General features: G+C 42.0%; 26 protein-coding genes. 23 read left to right on the forward strand and 3 right to left on the reverse strand.

The genetic code is table 11. The features are described from left to right. Positions 1 to 76 precede the first annotated feature (76 nt). The 22 genes from BTW01_RS12280 to BTW01_RS12380 all read left to right on the forward strand — a co-directional run bounded on the left by BTW01_RS12280 (position 77) and on the right by BTW01_RS12380 (position 15,811). The gene (locus BTW01_RS12280; RefSeq protein WP_162103253.1) at positions 77 to 658 is read left to right on the forward strand and encodes a DUF4355 domain-containing protein; all 582 of its coding nucleotides are present in this window, start codon (positions 77 to 79) and stop codon (positions 656 to 658) included. A 14-nt stretch (positions 659 to 672) separates the two neighbouring features. Next, positions 673 to 1,590 carry a phage major capsid protein gene (locus BTW01_RS12285; protein ID WP_162103254.1) on the forward strand — a complete coding sequence of 306 codons (918 nt, stop codon included), beginning with the start codon at positions 673 to 675 and terminating at the stop codon, positions 1,588 to 1,590. A 4-nt stretch (positions 1,591 to 1,594) separates the two neighbouring features. Continuing rightward, complete coding sequence (locus BTW01_RS12290) at positions 1,595 to 1,930, forward strand: hypothetical protein (RefSeq protein ID WP_162103255.1); 336 nt, start codon at positions 1,595 to 1,597, stop codon at positions 1,928 to 1,930. 1 nt (position 1,931) lies between these two features. After that, on the forward strand, positions 1,932 to 2,183 hold the full coding sequence (locus BTW01_RS12295) for a hypothetical protein (protein ID WP_162103256.1): 252 nt from the start codon (positions 1,932 to 1,934) through the stop codon (positions 2,181 to 2,183). Between the two features lie 8 nt (positions 2,184 to 2,191). Then, entirely contained in the window at positions 2,192 to 2,491 is a 300-nt protein-coding gene (locus BTW01_RS12300) for a phage head-tail connector protein (RefSeq protein WP_162103257.1), read from the forward strand. Beyond that, positions 2,488 to 2,832, forward strand: coding sequence for a phage head closure protein (locus tag BTW01_RS12305; protein WP_162103258.1), 345 nt, complete (start codon positions 2,488 to 2,490; stop codon positions 2,830 to 2,832). Before BTW01_RS12300 ends, BTW01_RS12305 begins: the two co-directional genes overlap by 4 nt. Continuing rightward, complete coding sequence (locus tag BTW01_RS12310; RefSeq protein ID WP_162103259.1) at positions 2,819 to 3,235, forward strand: HK97 gp10 family phage protein; 417 nt, start codon at positions 2,819 to 2,821, stop codon at positions 3,233 to 3,235. Before BTW01_RS12305 ends, BTW01_RS12310 begins: the two co-directional genes overlap by 14 nt. An 18-nt stretch (positions 3,236 to 3,253) precedes the next feature. Beyond that, positions 3,254 to 3,652: a DUF3168 domain-containing protein gene (locus BTW01_RS12315; protein WP_162103260.1), complete on the forward strand. Its 399-nt coding sequence runs from the start codon at positions 3,254 to 3,256 to the stop codon at positions 3,650 to 3,652. Positions 3,653 to 3,665: 13 nt separating this feature from the next. Continuing rightward, complete coding sequence (locus BTW01_RS12320) at positions 3,666 to 4,178, forward strand: phage major tail protein, TP901-1 family (protein WP_162103261.1); 513 nt, start codon at positions 3,666 to 3,668, stop codon at positions 4,176 to 4,178. Then, positions 4,120 to 4,434, forward strand: coding sequence for a fibronectin type III domain-containing protein (locus tag BTW01_RS12325; protein ID WP_162103262.1), 315 nt, complete (start codon positions 4,120 to 4,122; stop codon positions 4,432 to 4,434). Before BTW01_RS12320 ends, BTW01_RS12325 begins: the two co-directional genes overlap by 59 nt. Positions 4,435 to 4,519: 85 nt before the next feature. Then, on the forward strand, positions 4,520 to 5,032 hold the full coding sequence (locus BTW01_RS12330; RefSeq protein ID WP_162103263.1) for a tail assembly chaperone: 513 nt from the start codon (positions 4,520 to 4,522) through the stop codon (positions 5,030 to 5,032). 20 nt (positions 5,033 to 5,052) lie between these two features. Continuing rightward, positions 5,053 to 5,388 carry a hypothetical protein gene (locus BTW01_RS12335; RefSeq protein ID WP_238391422.1) on the forward strand — a complete coding sequence of 112 codons (336 nt, stop codon included), beginning with the start codon at positions 5,053 to 5,055 and terminating at the stop codon, positions 5,386 to 5,388. 4 nt (positions 5,389 to 5,392) lie between these two features. After that, positions 5,393 to 9,040 (forward strand): tail tape measure protein, encoded by a 3,648-nt coding sequence (locus BTW01_RS12340; protein ID WP_162103264.1) that lies wholly within the window; start codon positions 5,393 to 5,395, stop codon positions 9,038 to 9,040. Continuing rightward, positions 9,037 to 9,801, forward strand: coding sequence for a distal tail protein Dit (locus BTW01_RS12345; protein WP_162103265.1), 765 nt, complete (start codon positions 9,037 to 9,039; stop codon positions 9,799 to 9,801). Before BTW01_RS12340 ends, BTW01_RS12345 begins: the two co-directional genes overlap by 4 nt. A gap of 12 nt (positions 9,802 to 9,813) precedes the next feature. Next, a complete protein-coding gene (locus BTW01_RS12350) occupies positions 9,814 to 13,212 on the forward strand; it encodes a prophage endopeptidase tail family protein (protein ID WP_162103266.1) in 3,399 nt (1,132 codons plus the stop codon). 14 nt (positions 13,213 to 13,226) lie between these two features. Beyond that, entirely contained in the window at positions 13,227 to 13,613 is a 387-nt protein-coding gene (locus tag BTW01_RS12355; protein WP_162103267.1) for a hypothetical protein, read from the forward strand. Then, positions 13,603 to 13,737 carry a hypothetical protein gene (locus BTW01_RS18630; protein ID WP_274379692.1) on the forward strand — a complete coding sequence of 45 codons (135 nt, stop codon included), beginning with the start codon at positions 13,603 to 13,605 and terminating at the stop codon, positions 13,735 to 13,737. Before BTW01_RS12355 ends, BTW01_RS18630 begins: the two co-directional genes overlap by 11 nt. A gap of 14 nt (positions 13,738 to 13,751) precedes the next feature. Further along, on the forward strand, positions 13,752 to 13,919 hold the full coding sequence (locus tag BTW01_RS12360) for an XkdX family protein (protein ID WP_162103268.1): 168 nt from the start codon (positions 13,752 to 13,754) through the stop codon (positions 13,917 to 13,919). 13 nt (positions 13,920 to 13,932) lie between these two features. After that, positions 13,933 to 14,160 (forward strand): hypothetical protein, encoded by a 228-nt coding sequence (locus tag BTW01_RS12365; protein WP_162103269.1) that lies wholly within the window; start codon positions 13,933 to 13,935, stop codon positions 14,158 to 14,160. Between the two features lie 63 nt (positions 14,161 to 14,223). Then, positions 14,224 to 14,502 carry a hemolysin XhlA family protein gene (locus tag BTW01_RS12370; protein ID WP_419724071.1) on the forward strand — a complete coding sequence of 93 codons (279 nt, stop codon included), beginning with the start codon at positions 14,224 to 14,226 and terminating at the stop codon, positions 14,500 to 14,502. Positions 14,503 to 14,517: 15 nt separating this feature from the next. Then, positions 14,518 to 14,781, forward strand: coding sequence for a phage holin (locus tag BTW01_RS12375; RefSeq protein ID WP_100276292.1), 264 nt, complete (start codon positions 14,518 to 14,520; stop codon positions 14,779 to 14,781). A gap of 52 nt (positions 14,782 to 14,833) precedes the next feature. After that, complete coding sequence (locus tag BTW01_RS12380; protein WP_162103270.1) at positions 14,834 to 15,811, forward strand: N-acetylmuramoyl-L-alanine amidase; 978 nt, start codon at positions 14,834 to 14,836, stop codon at positions 15,809 to 15,811. A 49-nt stretch (positions 15,812 to 15,860) separates the two neighbouring features. Here BTW01_RS12380 and BTW01_RS12385 read toward each other — a convergent pair whose 3' ends face one another. The 3 genes from BTW01_RS12385 to BTW01_RS12395 form a co-directional block, all read right to left on the reverse strand. Beyond that, entirely contained in the window at positions 15,861 to 16,319 is a 459-nt protein-coding gene (locus BTW01_RS12385; protein ID WP_162103271.1) for an SMI1/KNR4 family protein, read from the reverse strand. A 14-nt stretch (positions 16,320 to 16,333) separates the two neighbouring features. Beyond that, on the reverse strand, positions 16,334 to 18,103 hold the full coding sequence (locus BTW01_RS12390; RefSeq protein WP_162103272.1) for a T7SS effector LXG polymorphic toxin: 1,770 nt from the start codon (positions 18,101 to 18,103) through the stop codon (positions 16,334 to 16,336). Between the two features lie 185 nt (positions 18,104 to 18,288). Next, complete coding sequence (locus tag BTW01_RS12395; protein ID WP_162103273.1) at positions 18,289 to 18,633, reverse strand: YolD-like family protein; 345 nt, start codon at positions 18,631 to 18,633, stop codon at positions 18,289 to 18,291. Positions 18,634 to 18,764: 131 nt separating this feature from the next. Here BTW01_RS12395 and BTW01_RS12400 point away from each other — a divergent pair, with 131 nt between their 5' ends. Next, on the forward strand, positions 18,765 to 20,288 hold the full coding sequence (locus BTW01_RS12400; RefSeq protein WP_162103274.1) for a recombinase family protein: 1,524 nt from the start codon (positions 18,765 to 18,767) through the stop codon (positions 20,286 to 20,288). Positions 20,289 to 20,343: the final 55 nt, after the last annotated feature.

Below are 20,343 nucleotides of genomic sequence, written 5' to 3' on the forward strand. Positions count from 1 at the left end.
CATGACGTGAAAAGGCTTATTTTTCATGCACTCATAACAGGCGCGCACTGTAGAGGGCGAAGGAGGAAGAAACGTAATGCCAACTTTAGAAGATGTGAAAAAATTTCTCGAAGAAAATAAAGAGAACGAAGAAGTACAGTCGTATCTGAATGAACTTTCTGCCGTGTCTGCTGACAAGGTGAATGGGTTTTTAGATACAGAAGAAGGAAAACGTCTCATTCAGCCTCGGTTGGATTCTCATTTTACAAAAGGGCTTGATACGTGGAAGGCGAACAACCTCGGTGCTCTGATTGATGCAAAGGTAAAAGAGCTTTATCCAGAAGAAACAGAAGAGCAGAAGCGGATCAGGAAGCTCGAAAAGGAGCTGAAAGATCAAAAGACAGCAGCGCAACGGGAAAAGCTTTTAAACAAAGCTGTCTCTTATGCTTCTGAAAAGCAACTGCCGGCAGATGTAGTGGAATTCTTTATCGGTGAGGATGAAGAATCAACGATGAAGAACCTCGGAGCATTCGAAGAGAAGTACAATGCTGCACTTCAAAAGGCGATTGAATCCAAGTTTCAAGAGAATGGCCGTGATGTTCAGTCCGGCAGCAATGAACCGACAAATCAAAATTTAGATATTAGCTCACTTGCAGCTGAAGCAAGTATTAGAAAATAAGGAGGGCTATTAATATGCCGACATTCGATCCAAACAATGTATTATTGCAAGACGCAGTAAACGGGAAGGTCCCAACTGAACAAGGAACGCTAGTTTTAAAGGAGTTTATGACGCAATCAGCTGTCACGAAACTCGCAAAATATGAAGAAATGAGTAAGCCGGAGAAGGAATTCACGTACTTGGCTTCTGGACCAGGAGCTTACTGGGTTGGAGAAGGCGAGAGAATCCAAACTTCTAAGGCTCAATGGTTAACAGCAAAAATGATTTCAAAGAAATTGGGTGTCATTATCCCTGTTTCTAAAGAATTCTTGCGCTACTCTGTAACAGATTTCTTCACACAAATGCGCCCGGCTATCGCTGAAGCCTTTGCTATTAAATTCGATCAGGCTGCGTTATTCGGTGTCGATTCACCATTTGGTCAAGGTGTTTCTGTATTTGAAAAAATTAAGGAATCCGGTAACACTGTTGCTTTAAACTCACTTGGCAACCTATATGACGAGCTTAATGGAGTAATGGCTTTAGTTGAGGATGCGGATAAGGATGTAAACGGCTTTACTACTACACGCCGATTCCGTCAAAAACTTCGCGGTACTAAGGATGGTAACGGGCTTCCAATCTTCAACGATGCAACAGATGGCGCAACACAACAGGCTCTTGGTCTTCCGATCGGATATGTTGATTCTAAGTCATGGGATTACGAAAAAGCGGCATTACTTGCGGCTGACTGGAATTATACGCGCTACGGCATCCCACAAGGTATGGAATATAAAGTCTCTGAGGATGCAACACTGACAACAATTGTTGATGCTGATGGCAACCCAATCAACTTGTATGAGCGTGACATGGTTGCTCTTCGTGTGACTCAGCAAGTCGGTTTCATGACATTGACTGATGATGCGTTTGCAGCTATTGCTCCAGCAACGGAGGCGTAAGCGTATGGGATACACATCTAAAAACTATAAGACAAATAACGGCGACAAATTGGTGATCGGCGGCGAATTAGAAATTAAATCAGGCGCAAAAGTGACCGGCTTGCCCGGTTCGACGCCTGCTGCTAAAAGTATTACTTCTGAGATGATCGGCGATGGAGAAGTGAAAAACATCAATATCGGTGACGGATCTGTTCAGAACCGAAACATCGGAACTGGCAGTGTGCAAAATGCCAATATTGGTGCAAAGGCTGTTACGTTAGCCAAACTTGGTGATGATGTAACTGCCAAACTCACTGATATTGAAAACCGTCTGAAAGCACTGGAAGGAGGAAGCGCGTGATATGAAAGCATCTAACGGTTCTAAAACAATAGAATGCACTGAAAAGGCTTTTGAAGTGGTTTATTCTCATATCGGCTTTAAGAGAGTGGATGAGGTCAAGAAGCCAGCTGCCGATCTTCTTGATATGACAGAGGCCCAGCTGCAGAAAGTAAACAAAGATGAGATTATTGCTTTCCTGAAAGAGAATGAATACGAGTTTGATCCCAAAGCGCCTAAAGACGAACTGATCAGGATTGTCTTGGGGGAAGAGTAGGTGATTCAATGGACATCGGACAAGTAAAGCGAATGACAGGGATTAAGACAGATAGACATGACGAATATTTGTCTGAAATAGTCCCTAACTTGATTGAGTATGCCAGTGACTTTTGTAATAACAGTTTCGATCCGGAGGCTTTGCCAGCTGGCGTGAAGCTTTTTGTTGCGAAGGCTGCAGAATATAATATGACTCCTTCTGGACTCTCGGGAAGAAACATGGGGGATGTGTCGTATTCGTACAACACAGAATTTCCTCGGTACATCACAAAACACCTTACGCCATATCGAAGGCTGAGAGTTAAATGATTTATGAGGAATTCCCCCACGAAATCACGTTTCAGCGGATGGGCAAGGTGCCGGACGGCGGCGGTGGTTATGAAGAAGCCTATGTCGATTACATCACAACAGAAGCTTTAGTCAGTGGCGTCAGTTCCCGGGAGTTTTATCAGGCTCAGCAACTGCAAAACCCGGTTGAATGCAATGTGTATTTCCCTTATCGGACTGATATCGAGAAAACAATGAGGATTATTTACGAGAACAAGATCCTCATTCTCAAATCAGAGCCAATTGATCAAGGCGGTATGCATGAGGTCTTGAATTTGAAATGTCAGGAGTCGGGGGTGCTGAAGTCTAATGGCGAGAGTTAGCGGCAGATGGGTCCGGCAAATGCGCAGAGCGACTGAAGAGTTCAGGAACAATGTGATTGAAGAAGCCAAACGGATTGTAACTGACACGGCCGAGCTGATTTATAGCAACGCCGTTTTAAATGCTCCAACTGCCATGATAGATGGCGGGAACTTGAAAAATTCAATAGAAATCGATTATCGTGACGGCGGCTTAACGGCCGTTATTTCTGTCGGTGCAGAGTATGCAATTTATGTCGAATACGGTACCGGAATTTATGCGGAGGACGGAGGCGGCCGGCAGACTCCTTGGGTCTATTATGACACCAAGCTTAACAAATGGGTTATGACACGGGGGATGCGGGCCCAGCCGTTCTGGAATCCGTCTATTGAGGAAGGTATGCGCTACTTCGCCAGTCAAATGTGATAGAAAGGGGCTGTCATAATGCGGTCAGCCATGTGGCCGTTGCAGACGGCTATATTTCAAAGGCTATCAACTGATGAAGAGCTGAATGCACGCGTTACTGGTGTGCTTGATGCAGTCTCGAAAGATCAGAAAAAGCCATATGTAACAACGGGCGATGATGACGTTTCGCCATTTGAAACAAAAACGTCTAAAGGTGAGATCATCAATGTTGTTCTCCATTGCTGGAGCGATTACAACGGCAAAAAAGAAGCGATGCAAATCCTTGATTTGATGCTGCAAGCAATAACGAGAGAGCCCCTAGAAATAGAGGGCTTTTCTTTATGCCGTTCTGAGATGCGCAGCATGCAGGTAATCGCCGATATTGACGGGTACACGCGTCACGGCATTCTGAGAATGCGCTTTACAATAAACAATTGAGAGGATGAACAAAATGCCGGAATTATTGAACGGTAAAGATGAGATTTATTTTGTGCAGCCGATGGATGCAAAAGGAACAGACGGACTGTTCATCGCCTTTCAAACAGAAGGTTCACATACAAAAGAACAGGACACGTTGGATGAATCCACAAAGTCAGGCCGTATTGTCGGTTACGGAACAAAAAACGAATCTTTTGAGCTGACTTATTATGCTGCTGTTTCAGACCCGGGACAGGAAGCAATTGAGACAGCTTACGACAATGAAAAGGCAATTAAGGTCTGGAAGGTCAATAAAAACAAAAATAAAAATGATAAACACAATGCTGTCTATGGTCATGCAATTATTGAAAGTTTGGAATTCAGTCAGCCGCAAGATGGGTTTGTTGAAGTTTCGATAACTCTTCCTGTACTCGGAAAAACATTTAAAGGTGAATTGCCCCCTCTGCCGGACGAAGTGTTAGCAGCAATTGAATCATCCGCCGGCGCGACTAAATTTGAGGACTTCGGCAACACAACTACACCCTAAGGCGCCCCAAAATCTATCGTTCACGGCTACGACTGACAGTGTGACCGTGAAATGGGATGCGGTAGATGGGGCATCTTCATATAAGGTATACAGGGGAGCGAGCAAGCAACTGGACGCAACTGTCACAGATACATCCCACACCTTGAAAGATATTACAGCTGATACGAAACTGACGGTCAATGTCTCTGCTGTGAACATCGCGGGCGAATCCTCGATGACTGAAATTGTTACGCAAACACAAGCGGTTACATCTTAAAGTACCCCCGCACAAATAAAGAAACATAGGAGCTCGGCTGTTGCTAGGGCTCTTTTTAATACGAAAATTTGGAGGTTTTATTTAAATGGCTCACTTAACAATTGACGGAAAAGATTATGCTGCGCGCTGTGATTTTGCATTCGATAGAACAGCAAACGAGAAATATGCGAAAGAAGATAAAAACGGTGACAAATCAGGCGGCACATTAACGATTTACAACAGCTTACTTAATGATGATGCTGTTTATCTTTCTGCTTTTTGGGATTGCGCACTTGCTCACTTGAAAAAAGGCAAACCGTCTGTTGAACAGATCGAGGATGCTATTGCAAAAATCATTGAAGAAGATGAAACTGGAAACGCCGTTGATGAGATGGTGAAAGAAGCTTTTAACACACTGGATTCAGCAGGTTTTTTCAAAGGAAAGATCCGTCAGCAATGGAAGATGATGAGCAAACTGTCGAAACCGAAGAAGGTCAGCCCGAACGAGACTCCGGAAATGGAAGCGAAACGTCTAGAGGAAGACGAAATGAACAAGGGCATGCTGAAGACGATGGAGGAAGCCTACAAAGAGAAGACGGGATCGACTATCTCCAAGTAATTGAAAATGCAGCTCGTTGGATGGGTGTCTATGACAACGATGTCATTATGTCATGGACTCCAAACGAGTATAAACGGAAGCTAAAAGCAGCCAAGCTGCGTGAAATTGACGAAATAGAGTTGTTGGCGAGAAATGCTATGTTTCATCGCTATGCATTAAACGAAAAGAGACCAAAAGAATCAAAGATGTTTGACGCTAGAAAAGCGCGTAGAGAGCTTGAGCGGTCTCTGACAAGCGAGGAAAACAAATGGCGTGAATCAGACGTAAACAAGCTTGGTCCGAGAGCGAAAGGCGTACAGATGTTAAATGACGCTGTGCGGTCTTATTTCGGAATACAAACCAAAGAAAAGGGGTGAGGGCATGATCGAGAGGCTTACTGCTGTTATAGAAGCTCAGACGCAGAGGTTCAACAGAAGTATGGACCGAGTCAATGACATGATGCGGCGCATGGCTGATACTCATACTGTTGAAGTCGAAGCGGAAATTGCAAGCTTCCAAGCGCGAGTTAGACAAGCTGAGCAGCAGATCGATAACTTTATTCATCGGCACGAAAGAACCCGAGTCGATCTAGACGCAGACTCTGACGACGTACAAAGGGCCGTATCAGCCGCACGAGCAGAACTTGCATCATTGCCCAACCGGGTAACAACCAATATTAACGGGAATACATCAGATTTAACTCGTGCAGTCGCTACTGCACAAACTGAGACGAGATCCTTACCGAATAGAGTATGGATCTTCATTGAAGCCCGTACGGATCGATTCGAAAACTCAATGAATCGTCTTGCGAAAATCACTAACTCTGTTTCAACTGTCATAGGTCATTCGCTTGCTGGGGCTTTTACATCTGCATTGCCTGCAATTTCTCCGGTTCTTGCCAGCATAACTGGGGCAATTGGTGCCTTGGGCCCTATGCTCGGAGTGGCAGCCGGCGGAGTTATGGGGTTAACCAGTGCATTTGCAACAGCGGGAACAGGTGCGGTGGCTTTTGGAGCCCTTGCTGTGACTTCCATAGGAGATGTATTTAAAGCATCTGAAGACCTTTCAAAGCTGCAAGAGAAGCTGGATAATGCTACAAATGCAAAAGAGCGCGCTAAAATCATGGAGCAGATCAATAATCTGCAAAAATCTCTTGGAAAAGAAGAGAAAAAAGCGCTGGACACATTGGAGGACTTCAAAAGCAACTGGCATGATATTGCTCAATCTGTACAGAAACCGATTTTAAAAACGTTCACGAGCTCGCTGACGACGTTTAAGGGCGTTCTGAATAGTTTGAGACCTATGTTCAAAAGCGTGGCAAATGGCGGCGTTACATTAGCAAAAAGCATGAATGCGGCGTTTAAAGACACCGACATGCGACGCTTTATAGATTACATGAACAAAAACGCTGGTCAGGCCTTCGTTACGTTTGGGAAAATAGCCGGCAACGTCCTCAGAACAGTTATGAATCTGATTGTTGCTTTTGGACCTCTTGGAAATGACATGTCGGCCAGTCTGGAAAAGGCCACAGCTTCATGGGTGAAGTGGTCAGCCAATTTAGGTTCTTCGAAGAAGTTCCAAACGTTTATTGAATATGTCAAAACAAACGGTCCTAAATTATTGCAGATCATTACAAACTTTTCGGGCGGTCTTACAAAGCTGTTTACTGGATTCGCCCCTATGTCTCAGGACATGATGACATCCCTTGTCAACATGACTAAAAGGTTTAATGAATGGGCCGGCAGCGTCACGAAAACGAAAGAATTTCAGTCGTTTATTGACTATATTAAAACGAACGGTCCGACTGTTTGGAGTACGATTGGTGAAATCGCCAAAACAATCATCAATTTGCTTGTTGGTATGGCGCCGTTAGGGCAATCCATCTTACAAACGGTAAATGGATTTTTAAAATTCACAAACGCAGCAATGCAAGCTAACCCTGCTATCGGGCAATTCATTGCGGTTGGCATTTCATTGCTGGGTGCATTAAGAGCGATAGTTCCTGCGATTGCCGCAGTTAGTGCAGTAACAAATGGATTTAAAGATTTTAAAGACGCTGCTCAATACTTGCGTGGGTTCAAAGATACAGCTGCCGGCATTAAGTTGGCCGGGTTGATAACTCAATTAAAAGGAGCCACTGCAGCTATCGGTCGATTCATCGCAAAATACACGGTCATGGCTGCTCAAGCCACAGCAAATGCAGTTAAAATGGCAGCATCTTGGACAGCGATGAAAATCTCTGCTCTTGTATCTTCCCTAAAGAGCGGCATAGTTCAAATGGGTTTGTGGATCAAGAATATGACTGTTATGGCGGCGCAGTCGACTGCACAGGCAACACGAACGGCAACAGCATGGACAATCATGAAAATAAGCTCTTTTGTAACTTCCCTTAGAGCTGGGATAGTGCAGATGGGACTTTGGATCAAACAGATGGTTGTCATGGCTGCTCAGTCTGTGGCACAAGCGGCACGTATGGCAGCGGCGTGGACGGCAGCACAAATCAGCTCATTTTCATCTATGTTGGCAGCTGGAATCAAACAGATGATTGCTTTCGGAGCGCGTCTGGTTGTCTTAGCGGCTCAGGCGGCTGCAAACGCGGCGAGAATGGCAGCATCTTGGGTCATTGCTATGGGTCCTATTGGATGGATAACAGCGGCTGTAGTAGCTTTGGTTGTCCTGATCATTGCGAACTGGGATAAGATCAAGGCTTATACAATCAAAGTCTGGGGCGTTGTTTCTAAATGGCTTTCATCTGCTTGGACAGGGATTAAGAATGCGGCTTCGAAAGTATGGTCAGCTCTTGTCACGCTTATAAAGGCAAATTTCGAGTTGCAAAAAAAGATCGTCATGACCGTCTGGAATGCCGTGAAATCATTTGCTTCAAAAGTTTGGAACGGAATCAAAAACACCGTCACAAACATCTGGAATGGTTTGAAAAATGCAGCGTCAACAGCGTTTCTCTATATGAAAAACCAGATTGCAAACAGAATTCTAGCAACTAGAGAAAAGATACTCAGTGTCTGGAATGCCATAAAGAGCAAAGTGTCTGCGATATGGAATGCACTAAAATCTGCAGCATCAAACGCTTTTTTGTACATGAAGAACCAAATAGCAAACCGGATTTTGGCGACACGTGAAAAAATACTTAGCACTTGGAATGCAATTAAGAGTAAGGTTCAATCCATCTGGAACGGGATAAAATCAGCGGCGTCAAATGCGTTCCTCTACATGAAAAATCAGATCGCAAATCGCATAATTGCCACCCGGGAAAAGATAGTGAGTATTTGGAACGGCGTGATGAAGTTTTTCAAAGGAATCAACCTGAAAACCATTGGCCGCAATATTATCCAAGGCCTGATAAATGGTATCAGTGGCATGGCGGGGGCATTAGCTAGAAAAATTAAATCAATGGCAAATGCGATCCCTAATGGCATGAAAAAACTTCTAGGAATTCACTCGCCATCAAGAGTTATGCGCGATAAGGTCGGTTATCACGTCGGCACCGGTATGGCAGCTGGTATTGATAAATCGCAGGCCAAAGTGAAATCGGCTGCAGCCAGTACGGCTAAGATTGCACAGAGAGCGGCTGCGGTAGAAGTGAACAATAAAGTAAGCAGTACAATGATTAGTTTTGAAGCCCAAAACACTGCTGTAGATACTTACAGCAAGATGCTTCAGACGATAGAAAAGAAGACAACTCTTCAAAGCTTCGATATAGGCAATACGGTTTCTACTAATATTGCAGCGGGGATTCAGTATGGGGTCAATGCAGTTCAGAATGCAATAAGTACAATCAGCGATACCATGTATATCGAGCAGAAAGATATGAATCTTGCTTACGATACATCCATATCTAGAAGCGATTTGGGCATTGTCAGAAAAGAGTTGAGTGCAGATGTCAAAAACCTTGAACTGCCCGAAAGAACTATCGTTATTGAAATGGACAGCAAGAAAGTCGGGCAGGGCGTAGAGAAGCCTGTGACAGACGCGCAAAGGAGATCAAATGCAAGGAGGGTGAGAATTAATTGATCAACTATCAGGAGATTTTGCCCAACCAATGGAAAATCACATTCAATGGAATCGATATTTCACCCTTCTTTTATGTGAAATCAACCACTGGGCGGGGAGTAATGAGCCGAGAGGTAAATACAGCCACGATCGGGAACCGTCCGGGCGGTTTCTATCGTGGCACTAGACTACCAATTAGAACGATAACGATAGATGTCCTTTTTGCTTTCAGCAGTGAAGAGGAATTGAAGAAGAAACAAGAGGAACTGACTTATATTCTGCATGCAGAGGAGCCGAAGCCACTCATTTTCCATGATGAGCCTGACAGAACCTATTATGCAATTTTTGAGAGTGTTTCTGAAGGCGAAGAAAAGGATGGCTTTCAACAGGCTACATTGACCTTTATCTGTCCTGATCCAAAAAAGTATGGAGCGGCTTCGGAATCAGAACTGAATGCCGGGGTGCAGGTTTTCACAAACCCGGGGTATGCGGAGATTGAACCAAAAATCGTATGCGTTTTTAAAGAGGCGGCCTCTTCATATGAGGTGGCTCTTTTAAATGGTGATGAATCTGTTTCTAAGACAATAAAAGTCGTGTACAACTTCATTGCCGGCGATACCCTCATTATTGATTCAGCAAAGAGAAAAGTGACATGCAGCGGTAAATTGATCATGACTGCTCTGCAAATACAATCTGAGTGGTTCACGTTGCCACCAAAAGTACCAACAAAATTGAAGTTAAGCCACGCAAGCAGCATCAAATTCAATGAGGCTTATTTGTAAGGAGGTCCGTTAATGGCTGACATGTATATTCTTTCACCAGATGATCAAGTCCTGACAGTGCTGTCCAGCGACGGACAAGAAGCGTGCAGATTTTGGGATGCCAAATACAAAGAAGAGCTGAATAAAGGCTCTTCTTTTTCTTTTGTAGCAGATGCTTCCCATCCTGATGCGCGCTATTTGTTTGAAGAGAATCAGCTTGTTTTTAGGGATAAAGACGGTATTCTCCGATTGTTTGTAATTAAGGAACTTGATGATACAGACGAAAACTCAGAGGTTAATACACTCGTAACATGTGAAGCTGCCATGATGGAGTTGGCGGAAACGTTTGTGAAAGACTTCCGGCCAACTGACAAAACAGCACAATTTGTTTTAGACAACGTGCTTGCTCGTTCTCGTTGGGTGGCGGAGGTAAGCGCTGAACTTGGTAAGAACTCTACTACGTTTTATAAGAAAACAGCTTTAGAGTGTATTGCTGAAGTGATAAACATCTGGGGCGGCGAGCTTCAAGATTCTATCGAATTTGATGGAAACAAGATCACAAAGAGAATTATCAAGATATTGCCACGACGAGGAAAAGACAGCGGGAAACGCTTTGAGATAGATAAAGATACAGAGAATATTAAAAGAACAGTCATCAGCTACCCATTGACAGCTCTTTGGGGATATGGTGCCTCTATCGCCTCAACAGACGAAGACGGAGAGGAAACGGGCGGTTATTCGCGGTTTATCGACTTCTCGGAAGTAGAGTGGGAGAAATCAAAAGGTGATCCTGTTGATAAACCACTGGGGCAGGAATGGGTTGGCGATCCGGATTTATTAAAAAGGCTTGGACGCCTTAAAAATGGTGAATTGATCCACAGAGAAGGACAATATAACAATGAAGATATAACTGATCCAGCGGAGCTTTTAAAAGCCACATACAATCATCTCATTATGACAGCATCAAAAACTGAGGTGAATTATGAGCTGTCAGTACAATTGCTTCAGAATGTACCTGGTTATGAGCATGAACATGTTGAGCTGGGCGATACGACAATTGCCATAGACCGAAACTTTGCTATTCCGATAGAAACGTCGCAGCGCATCATATCAATGGAATATGACATCACAGATCCGGACAACACCTGTGTTGTAGAAATAGGGCAGTTTTTATCAGTGCTCCAAGATGATGATCGGGTTGATCAGATAGAAAATATACTCGACAAGAATCGTGGCACATGGGAAAGGAAACCGGAAGCTGGCGAAGTCACTGACGGCAGTTTCCCGGATAAAAAACCACCAGTACCTAAAAATGTTGAAGTAAAGTCAATGTTTCAAAATATCACCTTAACATGGGACTATGATCCATCGAGCTATATTGCTGCCTATGAAATTTATGCTTCTCAGATCAAGGGGTTCACACCTCTAACAGAAAATAGAATTTTTCGTGGGAAAACAAGCGGATATGAGCATTTTACAGGTGTGAATGAAGTTTGGTATTACCGCCTTCGAGCAATCAATACAAGAGGCACAGCAAGCGATTTTACAGATGAGTTCTCGGCCACTACACGAAGAATTCTAACTGATGACATTATGTACGGCGGTATTATATCGGATCGATTGGCAGACTTGGCAGTGACAGCAGATAAGCTCTCACGTGATTTTTCAGAGGCTAATATTCTGCCCGGTTCATTGTTTAGAGCAAGTGACATTAACGGTCTTAATAGTTCCGATATATCTGTTACGAAAAACGGTGAACACAATGAATTAAAAGTAACTAAAACGAGAACGGATAACTCCTTATTTGGAATAAGTACATCGCCCAGGAAAACACTTTCTTTGGTAAAGGGTCAGACTTATACTATCTCATTTGAGCTGAAACGCGGTGATATACCTGGCATAACTTATTTAAATTTGAGATCCACCAATAAAAATTCTGAGTATAATCAGATTAATACTTCAAGCATTTCTGATCTGACTAAAAATCCTGCGGATCAATTTGTGCGTGTCGATTTGTCATTTGAATCGCCATTATCAAGTGATACTATTCATTTGCTGCTAGGCGGGAATGTTAAAGACGTAACTGCCTCGGGGACTTTTTCTATACGGAAACTTCAAATCAGAAGGGGTACTGTGAAAAAAGAGTACACCTTCAGTCCATTCGATGTACTTTTGACAGATGGTTCCGTTACATCTGATTTTATTGCAAAGGCTGCTATTGGGTCGGCTCACATACAAAACGCCGCCATCAATTCAGCAAAAATAGCAGATGCAGCAATTACATCGGCAAAAATAGCTGAGGCTGCCGTAGGTACAGCAGCAATTCAAAATGCAGCGATAACAAAGGCGCATTTAAAGACAGCAATTATTGATACCGCACATATTATTGATGGAGCTATCACCAATGCAAAGATTGGGAGTTTGTCAGCCGACAAAATTACGTCGGGGACAATCAAAGCTATTGATATTACAGGGTCTCTGATTAAGGGCGGGCGCTTTGAACCGTTGAACGAGTCATCTGCCTATAAGTCTTATATTGAAGGCAATAAAATTTATCAGCGATTTGACTATAGATCAAGCTCAACTATTATATCTAAAAGATATGACGAAATGACTATTACAAGCGGTCAAATTTCTATGGTAACAGGTAGTAGAGAAACGGGAACAGACGTACCTTTGCGGTATTTGAAATTGTCGGACGCCTCGGTAAATATGTCAGGTAATACCACGCAAAAAGATTACTCTGAAATACAAATGTATTGTAACGATTGGGACGCATTGAAGGGATCGGAATCTTCCGCATGGTTACGTATGAAAAGAGGCGGAGCAACCACAATGTATATGGGGAGCTTTGTCCCTGAGGCTAGTTCAGACAAGGTTTTCACATTTAATACTAGGGGCTCTGACTATTTTCAACACGTGGATAACTCTCATCGTGTGTTTGCAGAGAAAAACATTATGTTGAGAGCGAAAACGGGAATAGATATTGAAGTTATAGGGGGTTCAGGTCCTATAACTTTAAGACCGGGTGGAGAAAATGCAGTAAGGATGCGGGTGGGGAATAGTCCCGGAACACCACACGTACCTTTGTTGGGCATTCAAGTTGACCAGTCAATTGTAAAAACGCATGGAGCACTAAACACAAATGCTATAGTCCGGTTGATGGAAAAAGAAATAACGATGCCATCAAAAGGAGATGCCCATACAGGAGTTGGAGCTGATGTTTATTTGTTAGACATCTCTAGTATTGAGAATGTATTCTTGATACTTCCTACCGTATACGGCTCTTATGCTGATCATGTTCAAGCACATGTTACTAGCCAGTCATCATCTTCAGCATTCCGGGTCTGGTTGAGAGGAACAGGAAGTTCAACAGCCATACTTGGTAAGACGTTTAAAGTCAGGTTTGCTGTTTTCATAGAACCGAAGTAAGAAGGGGAAACTATATGATTGAAATAATTTTTGCTAATCCAGGTTGGTTTTATACTGCGGAAATTAAAGAGAGCGAAACAGGTATTGAAATTACGGCTGGAGAACTAAGGGATGCGGAGATCGAAGGGAAAACATATCCTGTTGATGCTGCGTATTTTGATTTAACGTCGGACGACACTTTCAGGGTCGAATATGTCCTATGGTTAGATTTAAATAGAGAAAAAGAGATTGCGTCCCTTTCTCTAAGTAAAGCTTACCTTGACGGGAAAAGTTATTGTACTTATGAAGGCAAAAACATCTTGATTTCTTTTCCTGTATCAGTGAGGGTATCACCAGATGGCACCAGAGAAGGCACAATATTTATGTGCAGAGAAGATGAGGAGAAGAAAAATGAAACTTGAACCAACAGTTGTAAATCCTAAACCAGATCCAAAGAGCGAAAAAACAGAAGTTGAACAGTTGAAAGAGCAGATTCTAGATCTTCAACGTGTATGCAATGTCTTAATGGCGAATCAATCACAATAATCGGAGGGAGCCCTATGGAAAGTCGAAGCACACTCTATGGGTTTTTTGAGGATTGTTGGAGGAATGGCACTGTCTTAACTATCGAAATGAAACAAGCCGTGGAAAAAGGAAGAATAACTCAATCAGAATACGATCAAATCACTGCTATGGAACGCGGCGACGCGTATCCAGATCAAGCATAAAGGAGTGTTCAGAATGGAAGAAATGACGAAAGAGCAACTTCAGGAGCAGTTGCAGATTGAAATCTATAAGTCTGCCTCATTACAACAAGAATTGGATCAAAAGAATAAGGAGCTTGCCGAATATAAGGCCCTTTATACCTTTACAGCACAGAAAAGAGATGCATTGGTACAGCAGCTAAATAAAGGACATTTAGACCAAGACAATGTAAGTGAACCAGAAATCACACCTGTAAACGAGTAGGTGTTTTTATTTTGCCTCAAAGGAGGTGAAATCGAATGAAATAGATAAAAGGGGGGCGTACTAATGTCACAATTGACGGAGGTACCAGATATGAATGTGTTTCAGCAGGATTTAACAGTCATGAAAGGTGAGCATAAATCGCTTGAGCAGCGAGTTTCCGCACTGGAAAGAGTATCTGACCGACAAGATCAGCAAATCATGACGCTGAACGAAAAGCTCAACAAAATTGAAGAGAATACAACTTGGATCAAGCGCACAATCACAGGCGCTATCATTACAGCGATTTCCACCGGAGTTATAGGGGGATTAATCGCTATTTTTTATAACGTGTTGCAACATTAAGGAGGAAAATAACATATGAAAAACTTTGACAAAGGCACAGTCGTTCGGACTGCGCTTCTTTTAATTGCGCTTATCAATCAAACAATGCTGATGTTCGGTAAATCACCCTTGGATATCACTGATGCACAGGTGAACCAACTGGCGGATGCGCTATACACTGCCGGCTCTCTGATCTTCACTATCGGTACGACACTTGCTGCATGGTTCAAAAACAACTACGTGACAGCAAAAGGACACAAGCAAAAAGCCGTCCTGAAAAATCACGATCTAACCAAATGAGCTGCCAGCTGGCGGCTTTTTCTATTTCAAAAACAGAATAGGAGAGATTTTCATGACAATCACATTGAAAAAGAATCTTGTATCAACATCAAAATATGGCTTGAAATGCCCTAATCATATGGACGCTGAATACATCACCATTCATAACACTTACAATGATGCACCTGCTGCTAATGAGGTCAGCTATATGATCGGAAATACCAATTCAACGAGTTTTCACTTTGCAGTCGATGACAAAGAGGTAAGGCAGGGCATCCCAACAGATCGCAATGCTTGGCACACAGGAGACGGAACAAACGGCACTGGGAACCGTAAATCTATCGGCGTTGAAATCTGCTACAGCAAGTCGGGAGGGGCTAAATACTACGCTGCTGAAAAGTTGGCAATCAAGTTTGTTGCTCAGCTGCTTAAAGAACGCGGATGGGGTATTGATCGAGTGCGGAAGCACCAAGATTGGAGCGGAAAGTATTGCCCGCACCGTATTTTGTCAGAGGGAAGATGGGAACAAGTGAAGGCAGCTATTGCTGCAGAATTAGAAGGCCTTGGTGGTAAAAAAGTATCTTCTCCGGCGAAAACAATCGCAAAGACCAACGGGGCAACGTACACCGTCAAGAAAGGTGATGCTCTTTCTGTCATTGCACAGAAAACAGGCGTAAGTATGGCAACCCTTCAAAAATTGAACGGAATTAAGAACCCGAACTTGATCAAGGTCGGCCAAGTATTAAAGCTCACAGGCTCAAGTGTTTCAAGCGCTAAACCAAGCAGCAAAAAAACGTCATATGCGCTGCCATCTGGTGTCATTAGAGTAACAAGCCCTATGCGAAAAGGGGATGACGTAAGGCAGATTCAAAATGCTCTGGTTGCTCTTTATTTCTACCCGGATAAAGGGGCAAAGAATAACGGCATTGACGGCGTGTACGGCCCGAAAACAGCAAACGCGGTCAAACGGTTCCAGTCAGTAAATGGCCTGACTGCTGACGGTATTTATGGACCTAAGACTAAAGCGAAAATTGAAGTGAAATTAAAGTAATAAAAGAGCCTCTCATATTATGAGGGGCTCTAAATTGTAATCCTTTGACTTAATCGTCCCAGTCTTCATCATCGATCCAGTCGTCTTTCGCTTCTTCAAGCTCTTCTATTAAAAACTCTAGGAATGTGCTACCAACTTGTTTACCATATCCTTCTTGGTTATCCCAAAGGATGACAGGGCATTCTCCTTCTTTCATCTTGTTAGTGTCAAGACAATAAGAAAATTCATCAACATATTCGATCACTACAAGACCATCGGAAAGGTTATAATATTTTTTATATTCATCGGTCTGTTCGACAACTTCAGCACCGTGAGAGTCATATCCGAGTATCATTGTCCCGTATGCTCCCCCTGAACCATACTCAGTTAAAAACCATTTATAGCTGTCTGGAAGGGTTACATTAAGATCCTCTTCTATTTCTCTAATCTGATCTTCAGTGACTCCCCCGGTGAGAATTGAATTTTCTTTATTTTCATCGAAGAAAGTTTTTACTTTTGAATAATCCATTAAAAATTCACCTCTTATTCTTGGTTCTCAAACTGCTGAGCTCTCCATCTCCAATACCTTCTCCTAAAGCTTTTATATTGTTTATCAAGTACTGGATCGTTTCTAAAACTCTGTCCATTCTCTTTTAATCCATGCAAAACATCACTGTACTTATTGTGCCAGCTTTCAGGTATCTCGAGCATATTGCCAGGCTCTTCTTGAATTAAATGATGCAAATTAATTTGGGTTCCATCTTTTGCAAAAGGAGCATTACCATTTTTCATTAGTTGAAGATTCGTAAGGCCTTTCCGATTTTTTTGATTAAGATCAATATCTTTCATTGTATAGACTCTACGGCTTACATCTCTAGGTTGCCCTTTAACTTTTACCTTGCCGCCTATTTCGTATGCTTCATATTTTTCTTTATTTAACCAAGGGACATTTACTTTCTGACCTGTAAATGGCTTTCTTGTTTCATCTAGTTTTTTAGCAAGCTGAAGCAGCCTGTCTTTTGCGCTCACATCATTGATGACATTATAAGGCATGCCGCCTGCTACAACAACATCTTCTCGCATGATAAACGGTTTAATTGCTGTTAGTGGATCAGGAGTTTCATCCAGTTTTTTAGACACTTTTTTAACGGCTGCTTTTCCGGCTGTTTTTACTCCAATTTTAGCAACTGAACCAGCACCTTTTAAAGCGAAGATGTTTACTGCTGCACATGTAATCCAATGAGCTGTTGATTCTGCGTCTCCGTTCTTTACGTCTCTAATATAGGAAGTGACAATTGCATCTTTAATTGAGTTGAATGTGGAATCATAATGATAAAGTGCAACTGCAGAATCGATAATCATGTCAACTGGTTCATTGTGTGCCAAATAGTCCAATGTTTCAGCTGTCATATCATAAAGGGCAGTAACAGCGCCTTTTGCTCCAGCCATTAACTCTCGTGTGTTTTCAATCTGGGTAAAATAGCTTTGCTGTTCTTTAGTGAGATTTTCATATCCAATGGTTTGGGCAATTGAATAAAACTCACTAGCATCCGCATAATCGTAATTTTTCAGTCTTTCCTTCAGTTTATCGATTTCTCGTTCTTTCGCTTCGTCTTTCTTGATCTTCAAATAGGCTTCAGTCTGTTTCTCCATATCGCCTTTTTTCTTATGTATATCACTTTCGCGGTACGCCTTGGCGTTGTAATGAATGGGCGTAGCATTTTTGCCTTTGCCTGTGGATTCCTCAAGCTTTTGAAAGTCCTTCTTGATGAATTGCTCGTTTGGCTCTGACTGGACATATTCAGAAACAAGTGCTTCGTCAATGCTGCCTACTTTATTGACTGTTTTTTTGCGTTGGTTCTCCGCATCGGCGAGTTCGTCTTTAAAGGTTTCTGTCGAGAACAAATCAAGCGGAAGAATATCGTCGATATCATGTAGGATATCTTTCATCGCTTCCTTTTGTTCAGACATGATGGATTTTGATTTTGTGTAAGCATTAGCCAGCTCATGTTCTAAGAAGGATTCTTCTATGTAAGCATCAGATAAACTGGCGTCCTCTAAAGTGCCGGAAATGCTTGTCAAAAAAGCAATTTTCATATCAAGTAAGTCAATCCAATTGTCAGCTACACCAGCGTGATCTTGATAAAATGCTTTAATGTTGTCGGCGCCCTTTCCGGAAAACTCACTGTCATCTAAATCAGCTACAGCTTTAAAAGCCTTTTTTAGATTGACCATCTGACTTCTTAATTCCTTGTATTCTTTTGCTCGTTTATCTGCTTCTGAAAGCAGTGTTTTGGCTTCAAATACTTTCATGTTCATATCCCTTCTTTTGGAATTTCACACTCAAAATTTTATCACGAAGAAAAGAAGAACAATTGCCAAGTCTTTGTATTACAAGAAAATGATTCATTCGAACTGAGTCTTTATTCCTGATTTATGAAACAAAAAAGTCCCAACTCATTAGAGAGGGACTTTATATATTACATACTTACTTTTGTTCATCCTTCACCTTCATATGTCTCGGCAGTTAAAAGAGACTCAAATGCAATAAAATTTGTATCACATTTTAAATTCTTCACATGCAGCCTCTGTTTAACTTCATCTATGTAATGAACATGTCCTGTGACTTCTTCAATAAAACCGTCTCTGTATACACTAAAGACCAGAACCGAGTTGAACTCCATTGCCTCGCAAATAACATGGGCCATTTCTTCCAGTTGGTATTCATCTAGGATGGGTTTTTCAATTTTTTGGACTTGTTTCTTCCTATTTAACAACGCTGCCTTTTGTTCAGGCAAAATAAATTTTTGTTCCCATCTCTTGTCGTAGATACCCTCGTTCATTCTGACCACTCCTTGAACAAATTATACAGGAACAAATGTTCGTAAATCAACCGGAAAAGTATAGGAGGTTCGTAATCATTATGCTATAATCACACTAAAATGTACCATATGCAAAATAATGGGGTGGTTTAGTGTTCTTCAAAGAGACAGAAACACAGGAGATCATCAAATATGAAGATTACCCTTATGCAGTTTACGCACGGGTTTCCTCAGAAAAAGATGAACAGGTGACATCAATAGCTAACCAAATTGATATTTGTCATCACTGGATAGAGAAAAATAATTACGAATGGAAAGAGGAAGCAATTCAATTAGATGATGGGATAAGCGGAACGGTTCTGCTTGATCGGAAAGCGATGCAGCTTATTTTAGATAAGGCTCAAAGAAGAAAATTGAAAATGGTTGTCTTTAAGTCAATCAGCCGACTTGCCCGGGATCTGAAAGATGCTCTTGAAATTCGTGAGGTTTTGCTGGCGCACGGTGTAAGGGTTGTAACGCTTGAAGAAGGGTACGACAGCCTTTATGAAGGTAAAAACTCAATGAAATTCGAAATGTTTTCCATGTTTGCAGCCCAATATCCGCAGACAATCTCAGTTGGAGTAAGTGGGGCGCTTGCAGCAAAAGCTCGACGTGGTGAGCATTCTGGCCGTATCCCATATGGCTATAAAAAAGAGGGGAAATTCCTTGCTGTCCATGAAGAGGAAGCAAAGGTTGTTCGATATATATTCGATCTCTATAACAATCAAGGTTATGGTCATAAGCGGATCGTCCTGAAGCTTAATGAAGAATTAGCGCTCGGAAATCTTCAGAAGCCGAGACAAGCGGAGTTTTGGCAATTGTCTACTGTTCAAACAATCTTAAAGAATCCCATTTACTGTGGTGTTTTTATCGCAAACAGGCATACTCATGTTAAAGTAGGCGGCAGAAAAAAGTTCATCAGAAACCCAAAAGAAAAGTGGACCATCTATAGAGACTGGTGTCCTAAAATCATTTCAGAAGAAGAGTACGAGAAAGCTAACAACAGAGAACACAAGATGCGTAAAAAACGATTTAATCCTAAAAATGAGATGCGCGGCCTTATGAAATGTGCTGTATGCGGCTGTAATATGGTTGTGCTGCCATCATACAAATACAATTCAAAACGAGAGAAGAAAGAGTTCAATTATTTAAAATGCAGCGCTTATCGTCGAGCAGGAACGGCTCTCTGTGTAAATCATGCTCCAATCCAATATAAAGACTTGCGGGCATTTGTCATTAGAAAGCTGAAACAAAAGGGAAGAAAACTGAAACTGAATATTAATGCTGATTTTGAAGAGCGTAAGAAAAACCGTATCAAACAAACGAAAAAACTAATTGAAAACGCTGAAAAAAAGAAACAACGTTTGATCGAATTATATCTGGAAGATCAGCTGATCACTAAAGCAGAATTTCAGGTGAAGAGAAAAGAGACTGAAGAACAAATTCAGCAACTAAATGACAAACTGTTCTTACTTGAGCGTGAAGAAGAAGAACGGATTGATATTTCTAATATAAAGAATGCTTTTGCTCAATTACAAAGCACTGATCAAGATTTATTTGAGGCATTTAATGTCCTTATTGATAAAATAGTCATTCATGAAGACGGCACAATCGATCTCCATTATAAATTCAAATGATTGCTGTTATTTTGGTTTGCGAAAGATATGCATTCCAAATGCCATGCAGAAATTA

The organism is Bacillus sp. SKDU12, assembly GCF_010093085.1.
In the GTDB taxonomy this organism is placed as follows: domain Bacteria; phylum Bacillota; class Bacilli; order Bacillales; family Bacillaceae; genus Bacillus; species Bacillus mexicanus.